The organism is Microlunatus soli (assembly GCF_900105385.1).
Lineage (GTDB): Bacteria > Actinomycetota > Actinomycetes > Propionibacteriales > Propionibacteriaceae > Microlunatus > Microlunatus soli.
On sequence record NZ_LT629772.1, the window covers coordinates 5,396,078 to 5,411,436 of the forward strand.

The 15,359-nt window shown below is 68.7% G+C and carries 14 protein-coding genes; 4 read left to right on the forward strand and 10 right to left on the reverse strand.

The features are described from left to right. The first annotated feature begins 692 nt into the window (after positions 1 to 692). From BLU38_RS24720 to BLU38_RS24735, 4 genes are all read left to right on the forward strand, one after another. Complete coding sequence (locus BLU38_RS24720; protein WP_407939720.1) at positions 693 to 1,817, forward strand: AAA family ATPase; 1,125 nt, start codon at positions 693 to 695, stop codon at positions 1,815 to 1,817. Positions 1,818 to 1,985: 168 nt separating this feature from the next. Continuing rightward, on the forward strand, positions 1,986 to 2,969 hold the full coding sequence (locus BLU38_RS24725; protein WP_091533096.1) for a DUF58 domain-containing protein: 984 nt from the start codon (positions 1,986 to 1,988) through the stop codon (positions 2,967 to 2,969). Beyond that, the gene (locus tag BLU38_RS24730; protein ID WP_091528501.1) at positions 2,966 to 3,961 is read left to right on the forward strand and encodes a VWA domain-containing protein; all 996 of its coding nucleotides are present in this window, start codon (positions 2,966 to 2,968) and stop codon (positions 3,959 to 3,961) included. Before BLU38_RS24725 ends, BLU38_RS24730 begins: the two co-directional genes overlap by 4 nt. Positions 3,962 to 3,966: 5 nt before the next feature. Next, entirely contained in the window at positions 3,967 to 4,938 is a 972-nt protein-coding gene (locus tag BLU38_RS24735; RefSeq protein WP_091533097.1) for a VWA domain-containing protein, read from the forward strand. A gap of 92 nt (positions 4,939 to 5,030) precedes the next feature. Here the strand turns inward: BLU38_RS24735 and BLU38_RS24740 are convergent, their stop codons facing one another. The 10 genes from BLU38_RS24740 to BLU38_RS24785 all read right to left on the reverse strand — a co-directional run bounded on the left by BLU38_RS24740 (position 5,031) and on the right by BLU38_RS24785 (position 15,353). Beyond that, positions 5,031 to 5,957, reverse strand: a complete 927-nt coding sequence (locus BLU38_RS24740; RefSeq protein WP_091528504.1) for a type IV toxin-antitoxin system AbiEi family antitoxin domain-containing protein — start codon at positions 5,955 to 5,957, stop codon at positions 5,031 to 5,033. 149 nt (positions 5,958 to 6,106) lie between these two features. Beyond that, positions 6,107 to 6,721: a hypothetical protein gene (locus BLU38_RS24745; RefSeq protein WP_091528506.1), complete on the reverse strand. Its 615-nt coding sequence runs from the start codon at positions 6,719 to 6,721 to the stop codon at positions 6,107 to 6,109. After that, on the reverse strand, positions 6,718 to 8,115 hold the full coding sequence (locus BLU38_RS24750; RefSeq protein ID WP_091528509.1) for a DUF58 domain-containing protein: 1,398 nt from the start codon (positions 8,113 to 8,115) through the stop codon (positions 6,718 to 6,720). Before BLU38_RS24750 ends, BLU38_RS24745 begins: the two co-directional genes overlap by 4 nt. Then, complete coding sequence (locus tag BLU38_RS24755) at positions 8,112 to 9,116, reverse strand: AAA family ATPase (protein WP_091528512.1); 1,005 nt, start codon at positions 9,114 to 9,116, stop codon at positions 8,112 to 8,114. Before BLU38_RS24755 ends, BLU38_RS24750 begins: the two co-directional genes overlap by 4 nt. Beyond that, on the reverse strand, positions 9,094 to 9,636 hold the full coding sequence (locus BLU38_RS24760) for a hypothetical protein (protein WP_091528514.1): 543 nt from the start codon (positions 9,634 to 9,636) through the stop codon (positions 9,094 to 9,096). The genes BLU38_RS24755 and BLU38_RS24760 overlap by 23 nt, the downstream gene beginning before the upstream one ends. Then, complete coding sequence (locus BLU38_RS24765) at positions 9,633 to 10,397, reverse strand: DUF4129 domain-containing protein (RefSeq protein ID WP_091528516.1); 765 nt, start codon at positions 10,395 to 10,397, stop codon at positions 9,633 to 9,635. The genes BLU38_RS24760 and BLU38_RS24765 overlap by 4 nt, the downstream gene beginning before the upstream one ends. 9 nt (positions 10,398 to 10,406) lie before the next feature. Beyond that, complete coding sequence (locus BLU38_RS24770) at positions 10,407 to 11,924, reverse strand: CehA/McbA family metallohydrolase (RefSeq protein ID WP_091528518.1); 1,518 nt, start codon at positions 11,922 to 11,924, stop codon at positions 10,407 to 10,409. A 27-nt stretch (positions 11,925 to 11,951) separates the two neighbouring features. After that, positions 11,952 to 12,404: a DUF779 domain-containing protein gene (locus BLU38_RS24775; protein ID WP_091528521.1), complete on the reverse strand. Its 453-nt coding sequence runs from the start codon at positions 12,402 to 12,404 to the stop codon at positions 11,952 to 11,954. A 39-nt stretch (positions 12,405 to 12,443) separates the two neighbouring features. After that, on the reverse strand, positions 12,444 to 13,967 hold the full coding sequence (gene adh / locus BLU38_RS24780) for an aldehyde dehydrogenase (RefSeq protein WP_091528523.1): 1,524 nt from the start codon (positions 13,965 to 13,967) through the stop codon (positions 12,444 to 12,446). Between the two features lie 102 nt (positions 13,968 to 14,069). Then, a complete protein-coding gene (locus tag BLU38_RS24785) occupies positions 14,070 to 15,353 on the reverse strand; it encodes a GAF domain-containing protein (RefSeq protein ID WP_091528527.1) in 1,284 nt (427 codons plus the stop codon). Positions 15,354 to 15,359: the final 6 nt, after the last annotated feature.

The window sequence follows — 15,359 nt, forward strand, 5'->3', positions numbered from 1 at the left end:
GGCGGGTCCTCGGCCAACAGGGGGCTGATGTAGACCGCGTCGTCGTCGAAGGCGCCGTCCCGGGTCGGGCCGTCATCGAACGGCGAAGCGTCCGGGTCGGGCGGTGGGCCCGGCGCATCGGGCGGCTGGTTCGACATCGGGTCCCATCTCATCACATCGGCGGCCTGCCGGCCCCGCGGACACAACCGCTCGGGATCCGGAAGACCCATTGTGCCCGCTCCCTGGCTCCCGCCCGAGATCGCGGGTGGGCTACGGCGGCTGTGGGGCGACCCTGTGTGCCGTGTTTGGCCCGGGGGAATGATGGAATGGTCTGCGACAATGGCGCAGGACCATGCCGTACCGGACCGGTTCGTGATGATTCGCGATGATCGGACTCGTTCGGGCAGGCTTGACCACGTCAGTTCAGCTAAGTCGACGCACAGGAGAAGCGCGTGAGCAGCCCTCATCCAGGTGGCCATTCCGGCAGGCCGGCCGACTCCGGTTCACCGAACGGCCAGCAGGGCAATCCGGGCCAGCGGCCGGCGGAGCAGCAGCAGTGGTGGGAGACCGCCGGGCAGCAGGCGCAGTACCCGCCGCCTGGTCAGGGTCAGGCGCCGGTCCAGGGCCAGCCACCGGTCCAGGGTCAACCTCCCGTACAGGGTCAAGCTGGCGTGCACGGGCAGGGCGGCGGCAACAACGGCATGGATCAGCCGCTGCCGCCGCGTTCGGCGGCGACACCGGCCGGGGCCGGACGGTCGGGACAGTTCCCCGGGCAGGCTGCCGACGGCCGCGGTGCACCGCCGGCCACCGGTGCCAATGCCGAGGCCGCCACCGTGCTCCGCGAGGCGATCAGCCAGGTCCAGCGGGTCATCGTCGGCCAGGAACACATGGTCGAGCAGCTGATGGTCGGACTCTTGGCCAAGGGCCACATCCTGCTCGAAGGTGTGCCCGGCGTGGCCAAGACGTTGGCCGTCCGCAGCTTCTCCACCGTGGTCGGCGGCGCGTTCTCCCGGATCCAGTTCACTCCCGACCTGGTGCCCTCCGACATCGTCGGTACCCGGATCTACCGGCAGAGCCAGGAGAAGTTCGACATCGAGCTCGGCCCGGTGTTCGTCAACTTCGTGCTCGCCGACGAGATCAACCGTGCACCGGCCAAGGTGCAGTCGGCGATGTTGGAGCTGATGGCCGAGGGTCAGGTGTCGATCGGTGGCGAGTCCAACCCGCTGCCCAAGCCGTTCATCGTGATCGCCACCCAGAACCCGGTCGAGTCCGAAGGCGTCTACCCGCTGCCGGAAGCGCAGCGGGACCGCTTCCTGCTCAAGGTCGACGTTCCGTACCCGCGGGGCAACGAGGAGTTCGAGATCCTCCGTCGGATGAGTGTCGAACCGCCGACCGCGACCCCGGTGCTCAACCCGGACCGGATCCGGGAGCTGCAGAAGCAGGCCCAGGACGTGTTCGTGCACAACCTGGTCGCCGAGTACATCGTCCGGCTGGTGATGGCCACCCGGACGCCGAGCGAGTTCAACCTGACCGACCTGGAATCGGTGATCCAGATCGGTTGCTCGCCGCGTGCCACCCTCGGTCTGGTCGCGGCCTCCCGTGCGCTGGCCCTGATCCACGGCCGCGACTACGTGTTGCCGACCGATGTCCAGGCCGTCGCCAAGGACGTGATGTCGCACCGGATCGTGCTCGGCTTCGACGCGGTGGCCGACAACGTGTCCACCGCCCAGGTGATCGAACGGATCCTGGCCGTCGTCCCGCCGCCGACCCCGGTCTGGAACAACAATTCCGGCCGCGGTGCGCAGCCGCCGGCGCAGCAACAGCCGTCGTACCGCTGACGTCCGACCTGCCCGCGTACCGAGAAGATCCGAGGACCCGTCAGCATCGTGTCGTATCCACCACCAGCGGATTTCCCGCCGCCGACCGGCCAACCGGCCCACGGTGCACGACCGGCTGCCTTCGTCCGGCCGGAGGACGCGCCGGGAGCTGTCGGTTCGGTCGTCGGAATGCCGTCCAAGCCGACGATCCCGCTGAACAAGCTGGCGCCCGAGGCGGCGCTGCGTCGGTTGGAGTTGACCATCGTCCGGCGGCTGGAAGGCTTCCTGCAGGGTGATCATCTCGGTCTGCTGCCGGGACCGGGTACCGACACCAACGATGCCCGGATCTACCGGCCCGGTGAGGACGACGTCCGCAAGATCGACTGGAACGTGACCGCCCGGACCACCGTCCCGTACGTGCGGGACACGATGGCCGACCGCGAGCTCGAGGTGTGGGCGATGCTGGACGTCACCCCGTCGATGAACTGGGGCACCGAAGGCGTCACCAAACGCGACCTCGGGATCGCCGCCGTCGCCACCATCGGCTTCCTGAGCCAGAAGCAGGGCGACCGGTTCGGCGGCTACATCATGCGGCCGGACAGCATGCGCCGGCTGCCGGCCCGGTCCGGCCGGTCGGCGTTGTACGGACTGCTTCGCAAGATGCTCAGCGAACCGTTCGTCCCCGACCACGCGCGCGGGTCGTACAGTCTCACCCAGGGCATCGACCAGCTCGCCCGGACCCAGCGCCGTCGCGGATTGCGGGTGGTGGTCTCGGACTTCCTGACGCCTGGCGATCACGAACTCGATCCGAACGTCGAACCGGAGTGGGAACGCGCCATGCGCCGGCTCGCGGTCCGCAACCAGGTGCTCGCTGTCGAAGTCGTGGACAAACGGGAGATCGAGTTCCCCGACGTCGGCGAAATGCTGATCCGGGATCCCGAGACCGACTTCGAACGTTATGTGAATACCGGGGACAGTTCCGCTCGAGCCCGGATGGACGCGGCCAGCGCCGCGCAGCGGGAACGGATCCGGATCTCGCTGCGTCGGGCTGGTGTGGGACACATCCAGCTGCGGACCGATCGGGACTGGGTGCAGGACATCGCCCGCTTCGTCCTGGCCTACCGCCGGGTCGCCAGCATGTTGCACGCACCGCCACAGGGAGTCGCCAAATGAACGAGCTGGTCATCAGCCCGCTGCTCCTGGCGCCGCTGTTCTCCTTCCAGAATCCGAACCGGCTGCTGCTCTGGCTGGCGATCCCGGTCCTGGTCGCGGCGTACGTGCTGGCGATGCGCTTCCGGAACCGGCGCGGGATGCGGTTCACCAACACCTCGATGCTGGACGTCGTGATGCCCAAGCAGTCGCAGTGGCGACGGCATCTGGCGGTCGCGCTGTCGATCCTCAGCCTGGTCACACTGACCGCCGCCTTCGCCCGGCCGCAGGACGAGATCAACGTCCCGCGGGAACGGGCCACCGTGGTGCTGGTGATCGACTCGTCGATCTCGATGGAAGCCACCGACGTCAAGCCGAACCGGCTGCAGGCCGCGAAGACGGCGGCCAAGCAGTTCGTCGATTCGCTGCCGGCCAAGTACAACGTGTCGGCGGTCTCGATGGCGGGATCGGTGTCGATCCTGTCCCCGCCGACCCTTGATCATCAGGCCGTCAACCGGGCGATCGATGCGATCAAGCCGGCCGAGTCGACCGCGATCGGTGACGGCATCGACGCCGCGCTGCGGGCGATCAGCCAGGCACCCAAGGATCCGAAGAACCCGAAGGCCACCGCGCCCGGCGCGATCGTGTTGCTCAGCGACGGTGAGAACACCACCGGACAGTCACCGCAGCAGGCCGCGACCAAGGCCAAGCAGCGCAAGGTGCCGATCCACACCATCGCCTACGGCACCGAGAACGGCTACGTCGACCTGGAGGGCAAGCGCTACACCGTGCCGCCCAACAAGGAACAGATGGCCGAGCTGGCCAAGCTCAGTGGCGGCCAGACCTTCTCCGCCGACAGTCCGGAGCAGTTGAAGAAGGTGTACGAGAACATCGGCTCCTCGGTCGGCTACGTCAAGGCCAATCGCGAGATCACCTCCCGGTTCGCCGGCTACGGCCTGGCGCTGGCGGTGCTCGCCGCGCTGGGCGCCATATCCTTGGGGGCGAGGTGGCCATGATGACGATGTCTTTGATCCCGATGCTCTCCTTCCTGGCACCCTCCCGGCTGTGGCTGCTGCTGCTGATCCCGGCGCTGCTGGTGCTGTATCTGCTGCTCTACCGACGCCGGGCGCAGAAGAAGAAGCAACAGGCCGGCCGGACGATGCTGGACTACGTCATCCCGCGCGAACTGCCGTGGAAGCGGCACGTCGCTGTCGGGTTGTCGGTGCTCAGCCTGCTCACCCTGACCGTCGCCTTCGCCAAACCGAAGGACACCGTCCAGGTGCCGCGCGAACGCGCCACCATCGTGGTCGCCATCGACGTGTCGAACTCGATGATGGCCACCGACGTCAAGCCGGACCGGTTGACCGCCGCCAAACAGGGCGCGGTCCAATTCGTGAAGAACCTGCCGGAGAAGTTCAACGTCTCGGTCGTCGAATTCGCCGGCACCGCGAACATCCTGCTGCCGCCGACGACCCAGCACGAGGACGCGATCACCGCGATCAACACGATGCGGCTGCAGCCGTCGACCGCGATCGGTGAGGGCATCTACAAGTCGTTGGACGCGATCGCCCAGGCGCCGCCGGATCCCGATCACCCGAACAGCAAGCCGCCGGCCCGGATCGTGCTGCTGTCCGACGGCAAGACCCAGATCGGCCGGCCCGCCTCCCAGGCCGCGCAGGCCTCCAAGAAGGAGAACGTGCCGATCTACACGATCGCGTACGGGACTCCGGGCGGCACCATCGAGGTGAACGGCACCTACCAGCCGGTGCCGGTGGACCGGGCCGAGCTCGCCGGCGTCGCCAAGATCTCCGGCGGCGAGGCCTATCGGGCCGAGTCCGCCGGTGAGCTGAAAGAGGTCTACAAGGACATCGGCTCCTCGGTCGGCAAGGTCAAGGTGGACAAGGAAGTGACCTCCCGCTGGGCCGGCTTCGGCCTCGGCTTCGCCATCCTCGCCGCCCTCGGCATGATCTCCCTCGGCGCCCGCTGGCCCTAACCCCAACCCCCTGCGTTCCCGCGCACTTTTGCGGTTCCAGCGCGCCCTGTACGGCCCGCTACAACCGCAAAAGTGCGCGGCAACCGGGGGAGTTAGTGGGTGCGGTCGATGGCTCGTCGAATCCGGCTGACCATCGCGCCGCTGAAGATGTCGGCCCAGGTCCAGCGGACGACGCGGTAATCGAGTTCGCGGACCTGGTCCTCGCGTAGCTTCTCCCGGTAGATGGCCTCTTGGACCGGTAGGTCCGGGTCGAGATAGCGGCCGTACTTGATCTTTCCGTCGAATTCACCGACCAACCGGTAGGCGTCCCAGATGAAATCGACTCGGGCGACCCATGTGCCGGAATCGTCGTAGAGCTCTCGCTGGAGGTCGGGTGCGGGCAACCCGTGTAGCTGGAACTCGACCCGACTCAACGACTCACCAGGACTCTCGCTGCGCGGATCGGACATGCCGATGACCGTACGAGCGCGCGGCATCCCGACGCGTTTGCCGAGCCCGACACTGACTCGTATCAGGTCTTCCCGAGTAACTGACGCCGTACGCAGGGCGGCGTCGGCCATCGCGATCCCGCGTCCCAACGACAGCATCCGCGCGGCGTCGACCACTGTCCGCGGCACGGAGGTGGTGACGATCCCGTCGACCAGGCAGAGATCCTGATCGGGCAGCGGTGCGGCATGGACGTGCAGGTCCTCGGTCCGTCGGCCCTGGCCGCTCTGCCGGGATCGGGTGACGTGCACCGCGCCGAGGCGCGGCGGCACCGGCAGGTCGTGCAGCACTGCGGCCGAGGTGTGGCTGATGCACGAGCCGGCGACGATCAGCGGGACAGTGGCCATGATCAACTGCCGATGAGTGATCAACGCTGCTGCGAAGTCGTCGGTATCGGGACCGCTGTCGGCATACGCGCCGCGCCGGAGACGAGTGATGTCTCCCTGCCGCAGCAGCGATCGCAATTGCTCCTGACTGAAGCCGCGGTCGCGCAGCTGCCTGGTCGAAGCCGGTCGCCCGATGATGCTAGCCATGACAGGAGTCCACCAGACCCCACCACTTCTGAAACGTTCCACCAGTCCGACCCTGTGGACAACCCGCACTCCACGTGTTCCCGCGCACTTTTGCGGTCGCAGCGCTGGTTACAGCATGCGCGGGAACCGCAAAAGTGCGCGGGAACGGGTCAGAGGCGGTGCAGGCGGGGGAGCGTCAGCCAGGCGGCGATCGCCAGTACGACCGCGCAGGCCAGCACGACGGACCCCAGGGCTGTGCTGCTGCCGGTCGCGTCGCCGACACCGCGTCGGAGCAGTTGGGCGCCGACCAGCAGCAGTTGGCTGATCAGGTCGATGATCACGTACCGGATCAGGGGCAGCCGCAGCGCCACCCATTCGATCTTGGTCCGCAGCGGCAGGCCGGCCAGCGTCCCGGCCAGCACCCAGGTCAGATGAGTCAACGCCAGCAGCACGAACTGTGTGGCGCCGAGGGCGGGGGTCGGGGTGATCATCCAGAAGAACCCGACGCCGGCACAGAACACGGCACCGGTGGCCGATGTCGGCAACACGGCGACCACCACGAGCATCGCCGCCAGCAGCACGATCGCCACCACGCCGGGGTCGAGCACGATCAGGATCGCCACCCCGGCGAGCAGCCCCAGCAATCGCAGCAGCCAGGCCGACACCCGGCGTCCGGTCTGCACCTCGACCGGCGGTTTGGGTCGGGTGATCGCAGCGCGGGTCTGCCGGGCCGAGTCCTGCGCCCGGTGCACTCGGCTGGTCACCATCCGGATCGGGTTGCTCATCGACGCACCCTCCGGCGGGACAGGGTGGCGAGCGCGACCGGCAGCTGCTGATCGGTCAGCCCGACCGGTGCCGACCGGCGGATCCGACCGGCCATCGGCTGGGTCTCGGCCTGTCGCCAGCTGATCACCTCGATCCCCGAACGGGCCAGCTCGGCAAGTCGATCATGACGATCCATGGCGATGATCCGGTAGGCGGTGAGCAGCCGACCGGGTGCGTGTCGGAGCTCCGGCTCGGGGAGCACGTCGACGGCGATCACCCGATGACCGGCGCCGTGCCACAGCTGGGCCAGCTTGCCGGTCTCGTCGTCCAGGAAGGTGGAGCAGATGATGATCAACGCACCGGACGGCAGCCGCGGTGCCCGTCGCCGGGCCCGCGGTTCGCCCTCCGGCTCGGCCAGCGCGATCCGTACGGTCAGTCGTTGCAGTTGCCGCATCCCACCGGCCGGCGGCATCGGCCGACGCATCCGGCCGAGGTCCTCCAGGCCGACCCGGTCACCGGCCTGCAGGTAACGCCTGGCCAGCGTCAGCGCCGCGGTCCGAGCATGATCAAGTGAGGTCGGCTCGTCCTCGGCGATGCTGCTGGAATCGTTCCAGGTGGTCAGATCCGGGCCGACCTCGTCGCGGGAGTCCAGCACCAGCATCACGCCGGCATCGGCGGTGGCGTAGCTGCGGCGGACATAGAGGTCGGTGATCGTTCCGGGTCCGCCGAATCCGCCGCTGTTGCGGCGCGCCGTGACCCGCCAGTCGATCCGCCGCAGTCGATCACCGGGGGTGAACAGGTTGATGTCGCGAAGATCATTTCCGTCGCCGGCGCGGCGGGAGTCGTGCGGCCCGGTCAGACCCTGCAACCGGTACGGCAACGGCACCTCCCGCAGTTGCTCCGCGCGCGGCAGCACGGTGATCGGCATCGGTCCCTCGGTACCGCCGGTCGAACCCATCAGCTGCAGATCGGCCAGCTCCCCGTGATCAACAGTGAAGATCGGGCGGCGCCCGGTGCGGGCGGTGCGGATGCTGATCCCGATCCTGCGTTCACCCCGATCCGAAGGGGCGGCGAGCACGGCGTCGACGCTGCGATGACCGGGTGCACTGACCCGGACCCGGAGTGCTTCACCGCCGGGCCGCCAGCCGATGGTGCTGCCGACCCTGGACTCGTTGGTGGACTCGGCGCGGGCCGACAACGAGACGGTGCCACGTCGCTGCGGCCGCCGCAGCCAGCTCCAGGCAGATCCGAGCAACAGCGGCATCGCGATCGCGATCGGCTGCAGCCGACCCGACAGCATCCCGAACAGCATCAGCAGGATGCCGACGATGATCGACACGGCCAGCCCGCCGGTCGGCCACCAGTCGCGTTTCCGCGGATCGCTCGGCGCTTCGATGCTGCGGACGTCGTTCATGCCGACCGGGTCACCTGCGGGCCGGCCACCTGCCCGAGCAGATTGCCGACCACCTCGGTCGCCGGCAGTCCCGACGCCCAGCTCTGCGGTGTCAGGCTGATCCGGTGCGCGAGCACACTCGGGGCGATCGCCTTGACGTCCTCAGGGGTGACGTAGTCACGGCCGTCGATCACGGCGCGGGCACGGGCGACCAGCATCAGCGCCAGCGAACCACGCGGCGACGCGCCGACCTCGACCGCGGGATGATCACGGGTCGCCGCGGCGAGATCGACGCAGTAGCCGACGATGTCGGGATCGACCGCGACGGTCTCCACACCGGCCTGCATCGCCAGCACCGTACGGGCATCGACGATCTCGGCGACCGCCGCGGCTTCCTGCTTGCGGCCGAGCCGTCGCTCCAGCACATCCCGTTCGGCGGCTGCCGCGGGGTAGCCGACCGACAGCCGGACCATGAAGCGGTCCAGCTGGGCCTCGGGCAGCGGATAGGTGCCCTCGTACTCGATCGGGTTGGAGGTCGCCAGCACGTGGAACGGAGCCTCCAGCCTGAAGCTGTGCCCCTCGACGGTGACCTGGCCTTCGGCCATCGCCTCCAGCAGGGCCGACTGGGTCTTCGGGGTGGTGCGGTTGATCTCGTCGGCGAGGAACAGGCCGGTGAAGATCGGCCCAGGCCGGAACTCGAAGACCGCCTTGGCCGGGTCGAAGACGTAGGAGCCGGTGATGTCGGCCGGCAGCAGATCCGGGGTGCACTGCAGTCGGCTGAACTGCAACCCCAGGGCGCCGGACAGGCAACGCGCGGCCAGCGTCTTGCCCAGCCCCGGCACGTCCTCGAAGAGCACGTGGCCACCGGCCAGGATCGCGGCCAGCGCCGTGTTCAGCGTCGCCTCCATCCCGACCACGACGGTGCCGACCTCGTCCAACACCGTGCGGCACAGTCGCGAGATCTCGGCGACGGGCAGCCCGTCTTCGCGGGTCGGTTGTTCACTGGTTCGGACGTCGGTCATCGGCGCCCCCTCTCTGTGAGCTCAGCTGGACGGCGGTCCCGGTCGAACCGAGTCCTTCGACGGCGGCAAGGGCGTGCTCGAAGGCGCGGGTGGTCGCCTCGCCGCCGGGCGCGAGGGTCAGGATCTTGTACGGCTGCTGCCCGACCAGAGCGATCACCCGATCCCGATCGGACGGGTCGTCCAGCCGCAGGCCGTGATCGATCAGCCGTCGGGCCGCGATCTCCTGCAGTCGTGCGATCAGGGTGCTGCCGACCCGGTCCTCCCGGCCGGCGACGTTCCAGGACAACCGGAACGCCTCCCGGCGGGCGCCGCGGTCGCGGATCGGTGCCGGTGGTTCGGGGAAGCTCGCGTCGTACCCGTCGGGCGGGAACCGGATCAGGGCGGCGACCCCGGCGCCGAGCGCGCCGATCAACATCGCCTGCAGCGGCGGCAGGCCGAGAATCAGCCAGCCGATCGCCGGGATCACCAGCGCCGCGATCACCAGCACGGCGACGGTCCGGCCCCGGGTCGGAGTCCTCATCCCGGATCACCGCCGGTGGTCGCGGTCTCGGTCTTGCCGTCAGCGAAGGCCTGCCAACTGCCAGCCAGCTCACGGATGCAGTCCCGGGCCCGGTCCAGGTCGGCACCCGACGACGGCACGGCGGCGAATCGGGCGCGTAGGTACAGCCCGAGCAGGGTCTGGACGGGTTCGGCGGCCACGCCGGTCCGGCCGAGCACGTCGGCGGTGAACTCGGTGGGGGTCTGCGCCGGTTGACGCGGCACCCCCGATGCCTCGGCGGCCTCTTCCAACGCCATCCAGGCGGCGATGATCGCATCGGTCGGGTTGCCGACGGCGAGCAGCCGCTCCTCGGCCGTGGCGGCGCCCTGCTGCAGGGTCGGCAGGTCCGGGGTGATCTCGACGACGTCGATCTCGGTGTCCGGCTGATCGGCCTGCATCCGGCGGAGCGCGAGCAGCCGGGCCACGATCACGGTGATCACCACCGCGACCGCCGCGATCAGCAACCCGAGGCCGACCCAGCGCATCCAGGACAGGTCGACGCCGCCTGAGGTGGGGGCGTTCGGGGTGGCCGCGGTCTGCTGCCCGGACTGGTCGGGCACCGGCATGGTGCGCATCGGCATGCTGCGCTCGGGCAGCTTCCAGGAGATCGGGTCGACGTGCCAGGCCGGCCGGATCGCGGTGATCACCAGGCCGAGCACCAACACCAGACCGACCAGCACCGCCGCCGCGATCGGGGTCCGTCCGCCACGCCTGCGCGCTCGGCGATGGGACGGGTCGGCCATGTCGGAACGCTACCGGAGCCGAATGGGGTTGGTGAGGGCGGCCATCCTTCCGAAGGGAAAAGCCGGGTCGTCGACCGGGTGCCGGACCTCGACCCGTACGTAGCCGGTCAGCGAGCCGGTGGTCTGCCAGCTGACCTCGGTGACACCGTCGGTGGCCAGCGGCTGTACGTGCATCGGACCTTGATCGGTGATCAACCGGATCGTTCCGGCGGCGAGTCCGGCGACCCGGACCGACACCGTGACCGACGTCTGCCGGTTGACGGTCAGACGTTCGCCGATCCCGGCGCTGTGATCACCGGCGGTGGCGACCAGGTCGAGCTCGAGGTCGGCGGACTCGGCGATCCAGCTGTGACCGGCGGCGATCCCGGCCAGGATCTGCCGGCGTCCGAGCTGCTCGGCGCGGACGACGGTCTGCGGCAGCCCGACGACGTCGGGGTCGGCATGGGCGTCGCTGTTGCCGATCGCCGGCAGCCAGCGACCGCTGGAGCCGCCGGCCACCAGGAGGTTGTCCCAGGTCGCGACGGCCGCCTCGTTGCCGATGTTCCACGGCCCGTTCCAGACCTCGACGGCATCGACGTGATCGAAACCGAATCGCCAGAAACAGCCGATGCAGCCACCGTACGGGTGAGCTGCGACAGCGATCCCACCATGATCATGAATGCTGTCGACGAATCGTGGCAGCTGGTCGTCGACAGCGCGGAACCGCCAGTCGATCCAGCTGTCCGGTTCGATGCCCAGCGCCAGCAGGTGGCCGTTGCGGGTGGTCACCTCTTCACCGGTGATGATCAACAGGTCGTCGCCGGCGTGCTCGCCCCAGGTGCCGTGCGAGGCGGGGGTGTTGTGGTCGGTGCTGATCATGAAGTCCAGCGATCGGCCGCGGGCCAGGGCCGCCACGTCGGCCGGCGTCCGCTTCCCGTCGGAGTAGACGGTGTGCAGATGGGAGTCGCCGCGATACCAGCCGGCCCCGCGGCCGGTGATCAACTGTGCTGGGTGATCGGTCCGGCGGGGGAGAGCCGTGCCGGCCAGATCGGCCGGCGGGGTGCCGGATCCGATCTCGACCTGGACGGTGAAGTCCATCCCGTCGGCGGCGACGGTGTACGGGGCCAACACCACATACCAGGTGCCGGCAGGGATCGGCCCGGGCAGGTAACCGGGTGTGGCGGATGCTTCGGTGATCACGAACTCGGCTCGCGCGCCGCCGGACCAGCCGCGGAAGCCGGTGCCGCCGAGCTCGCAGCCGCGTGGGTCGAAGACCCCCAGATCAGCTGCGTTGCCGATCGCGCCGTCTGCCACCTCGGGCCGGGAGTAGTCGTACCGGGCGGCGATCCAGGTCACGCGATCGGCGTCTACCGCGCGATGAGGCACGGTGACCGGGAGGTAGACCCAGTCCGGTGCGCCCGGCGCGAGATGGCCGCGCACCGTCCCGGTGCTCCGTCCGGCGGTCCCGGTGCTTCGTCTCGCATTGTCGATCTTGACCTCGGTGAGGTCGAGGGTCTCCGACCACACGCCGTCCTCGCGCACCGTCACGATGGGCGAGGATACCGTTCTGAGCTGTCAATCGGTCGTCCCACCTCCTTCCGGGTCGGCGTCGAAGGATCGAGGGGACGGCGACCCCGAGCCGGCCGGGGGAACCGGAGCGACCCGCTCCGGCGCCGACTCGGGATCGTCCAGTAGACGCGATCTGATCAGGAACCGCTTGCCGGTCGGCGATTCCAGTGAGAAGCCGGAGCCGCGACCCGGGACGACGTCGATCGTCAGGTGCGTGTGCCGCCAGTAGGCGTACTGCTCTGCCGACATCCACACCGGTACCGTCCGGCCGTCCCCGAGATCGAGTTCGCCGAGCCGGACGTCGGCATCGGAGGTGAGGAACTCACCCTCGGGGAAACACATCGGCGCCGAGCCGTCACAGCAACCACCCGACTGATGGAACATCAGCGGGCCGTTCTCGACCCACAGCTCGCGGAGCAACTCCGCGGCCGACTCGGTCAGCGCCACGCGTTCGGTCATGATCAGATCCGTCCGATCAGGGGGAGGGACTGGTATCGATCAGAAGAATCCCTGCTTGTTCTCGTTGTAGGAGACCAGCAGATTCTTGGTCTGCTGGTAGTGGTCGAGCATCATCGCGTGGTTCTCCCGGCCGATGCCGGAGGACTTGTAGCCGCCGAAGGCGGCGTGCGCCGGGTAGGCGTGGTAGCAGTTGGTCCAGACCCGTCCGGCCTGAATGTCGCGACCGGCCCGGTAGGCAGTGTTGATGTTGCGCGACCAGACACCGGCACCCAGCCCGTACAGGGTGTCGTTGGCGATCGAGATCGCGTCGTCGTAGTCGGTGAACGAGGCGACCGATACCACCGGCCCGAAGATCTCTTCCTGGAAGATCCGCATCTTGTTGGTGCCGGCGAAGATCGTCGGCGCGACGTAGTAGCCGCCGGACAGATCGCCACCGAGATCGACGCGCTCACCACCGGTGATCACGCGGGCGCCCTCCTGGGTGCCGATGTCGATGTAGGAGAGGATCTTCTCCAGTTGATCATTGCTGGCCTGGGCGCCGACCATCGTCTCGGTGTCCAGCGGGTTGCCCTGCTTGATCGCCTTCACCCGTTCGGTGCCGGCGGCCAGGAACGGGTCGTAGATCGACTCCTGGATCAGTGCTCGGCTGGGGCAGGTGCACACCTCGCCCTGGTTCAGGGCGAACATCGCGAAACCTTCCAGAGCCTTGTCGTAGAAGGCATCCTCGCTGGCGGCGACGTCGCCGAAGAAGACGTTCGGGCTCTTGCCGCCGAGCTCGAGGGTGACCGGGATCAGGTTCTGGCTCGCGTACTGCATGATCAACCGGCCGGTGGTGGTCTCCCCGGTGAAGGCGATCTTGCGGATCCTGTTGGAGGAGGCGAGTGGCTTGCCCGCCTCGACCCCGAATCCGTTGACCACGTTCAGCACACCGGCCGGCAGCAGATCGCTGATCAGGTCGACCAGCAACATGATCGACGCCGGAGTCTGCTCGGCCGGCTTCAGCACCACGGCGTTCCCTGCGGCCAGCGCCGGGGCCAGCTTCCAGGTCGCCATCAACAGCGGGAAGTTCCACGGGATGATCTGTCCGACCACGCCGAGCGGTTCGTGGAAGTGGTAGGCGACGGTGTCGTCGTCGATCTGGCTGACACCGCCTTCCTGGGCACGGATCGCGCCGGCGAAGTAGCGGAAATGATCAACGGCGAGCGGAAGGTCGGCGGCCAGCGTCTCGCGGACCGGTTTGCCGTTGTCCCAGGTCTCGCCGACGGCGAGCAGCTCCAGATTCTCCTCGATCCGGTCGGCGATCTTGTTCAGGATCACTGCCCGTTCGGCGACCGAGGTGCGTCCCCATCCCGGTGCCGCCGCCTCGGCAGCGTCGATCGCCAGTTCGACGTCGGCGGCGCCGGACTGGGCGACCTCGCAGAAGGTCTTTCCGTTCACCGGTGAGGGATTCTCGAAGTATGTGCCACTGGTCGGTGCGACCCACTGATTGTTGATCCAGTTGTCGTAACGGGACTGATAGCTGACGACACTGCCGTCTGTTCCGGGTGGGGCATACACGGTCATCGGTGACTCCTCTGTCTGTGAACGTTCGGTCCACCAGGACCGTGCTGGCACGGTAGGAGTCGGGAGGTTGCAGCAACGTTGCAGCGTGGATCAGGAGGGGGATCAGTAGTCGGACCGGAGCCGCTGGATGCGGCGGTCCACCTCACTGCTGCGCGGCGATCGGGGCGGCAGCATCGCGGCGGCAGCCTCCCAGAGCTCGAGGTCGTCCCGGGCGAAGTCGGTGTCGGCGAAGCGCAACAACGAGTCCGGATCACCCGCGGTCAGCAGCAGCTGCCGGACGCCCAGATGCAGATCGGTTCTCAGATCGATGATCGCGGGCGCCTCGGACTGCGGCAGCAACGGCCCCCGATACAGCTCGACGGCGCGCCGATGATCACGATGCCGCAGCGCCGTGACCAGCTGCTCGACATCGGCGTCGACGGTGAAGCCCAGCCGATAGGGACGGGTGTGGATGCCGTACGGCAACACCGTCTGGCGGAGCCGGGACAGCTCGGCGCGGACGGTGACGGCGGCCAGTGGATGTCGGCTGAGAGCGGCACCCAGTTCGTCACCGGTCAGTCCGTCCGCGCTGGCCTGGAGCAGCACCAGGATCTCGCTGTGCCGAAGGCTCAGTCGGGCGTGCTGGCTCCCGGTCCGCCACTCGCCGGCGTGCCGGCCGAGCACCTGCAGTCGTGGCCGGGCGGGTGGGCTGAGGCGGTCGGCCGGTGGGTCGAGTCGCGGGACCAGCCGGGCGATCCGCAGTTCGGATTCGACCGCGCGGACGGTTGCCCGCACCAGGGCCAGACTGGTGGGTCCGACCACCTCGTCGCCGCCGGTCAGATCCAGCACGCCGAGCATCGATCCGGTGTCGGGATCGTGCACCGGCGCTGCCGAGCAGCTCCAGGGGGTGACGTGTCGGGCCAGGTGTTCGGCCCGGTAGATCTGCACCTCCCGGTCCAGTGCCAACGCCGTGCCGGGCGCGTTGGTGCCCACATCGTCCTCGGTCCAGCTGGTGCCTTCGACGAAGTTCATCTGCTCGGCGCGACTGCGCAGCCGATGGTTGCCTTCCACCCACAGCAGTCGTCCGGCGGCGTCCGACACCGCGACGATCATTCCCGCCTGCGCGGCCTCCTCGACCAGCAACTGCCGGATCACCGGCATCGCCGCGGCCAGCGGATGCTGCTCGCGGAGCTGGGCGATCTGGTCGGCGTCGAGTCGGAACGGCGCAACCGAGTGCTCCGGATCGAAGCCGGCCCGAATGCTGCGGTGCCAGGAGTCCAGCACCAACGGTCGGATCGCGGCGTCGGATGCACCTGTCTCGACGAAGGCGTCGTGGGCAGAGTCCAGCCGCCGGAGGTCGGGGTGTCGCACCCGTACCGGTTCGCCGTCCACGTCGACCTGGCGCATAGGATC

Coding starts and splice junctions, on each gene's coding strand:
- BLU38_RS24725 (WP_091533096.1), top strand. CDS start 1,986: ATGCCGTCCAAGCCGACGATCCCGCTGAACAAGCTGGCGCCCGAGGCG.
- BLU38_RS24730 (WP_091528501.1), top strand. CDS start 2,966: ATGAACGAGCTGGTCATCAGCCCGCTGCTCCTGGCGCCGCTGTTCTCC.
- BLU38_RS24735 (WP_091533097.1), top strand. CDS start 3,967: ATGTCTTTGATCCCGATGCTCTCCTTCCTGGCACCCTCCCGGCTGTGG.
- BLU38_RS24740 (WP_091528504.1), bottom strand. CDS start 5,957: ATGGCTAGCATCATCGGGCGACCGGCTTCGACCAGGCAGCTGCGCGAC.
- BLU38_RS24745 (WP_091528506.1), bottom strand. CDS start 6,721: ATGAGCAACCCGATCCGGATGGTGACCAGCCGAGTGCACCGGGCGCAG.
- BLU38_RS24750 (WP_091528509.1), bottom strand. CDS start 8,115: ATGAACGACGTCCGCAGCATCGAAGCGCCGAGCGATCCGCGGAAACGC.
- BLU38_RS24755 (WP_091528512.1), bottom strand. CDS start 9,116: ATGACCGACGTCCGAACCAGTGAACAACCGACCCGCGAAGACGGGCTG.
- BLU38_RS24760 (WP_091528514.1), bottom strand. CDS start 9,636: ATGAGGACTCCGACCCGGGGCCGGACCGTCGCCGTGCTGGTGATCGCG.
- BLU38_RS24765 (WP_091528516.1), bottom strand. CDS start 10,397: ATGGCCGACCCGTCCCATCGCCGAGCGCGCAGGCGTGGCGGACGGACC.
- BLU38_RS24775 (WP_091528521.1), bottom strand. CDS start 12,404: ATGACCGAACGCGTGGCGCTGACCGAGTCGGCCGCGGAGTTGCTCCGC.
- adh (WP_091528523.1), bottom strand. CDS start 13,967: ATGACCGTGTATGCCCCACCCGGAACAGACGGCAGTGTCGTCAGCTAT.
- BLU38_RS24785 (WP_091528527.1), bottom strand. CDS start 15,353: ATGCGCCAGGTCGACGTGGACGGCGAACCGGTACGGGTGCGACACCCC.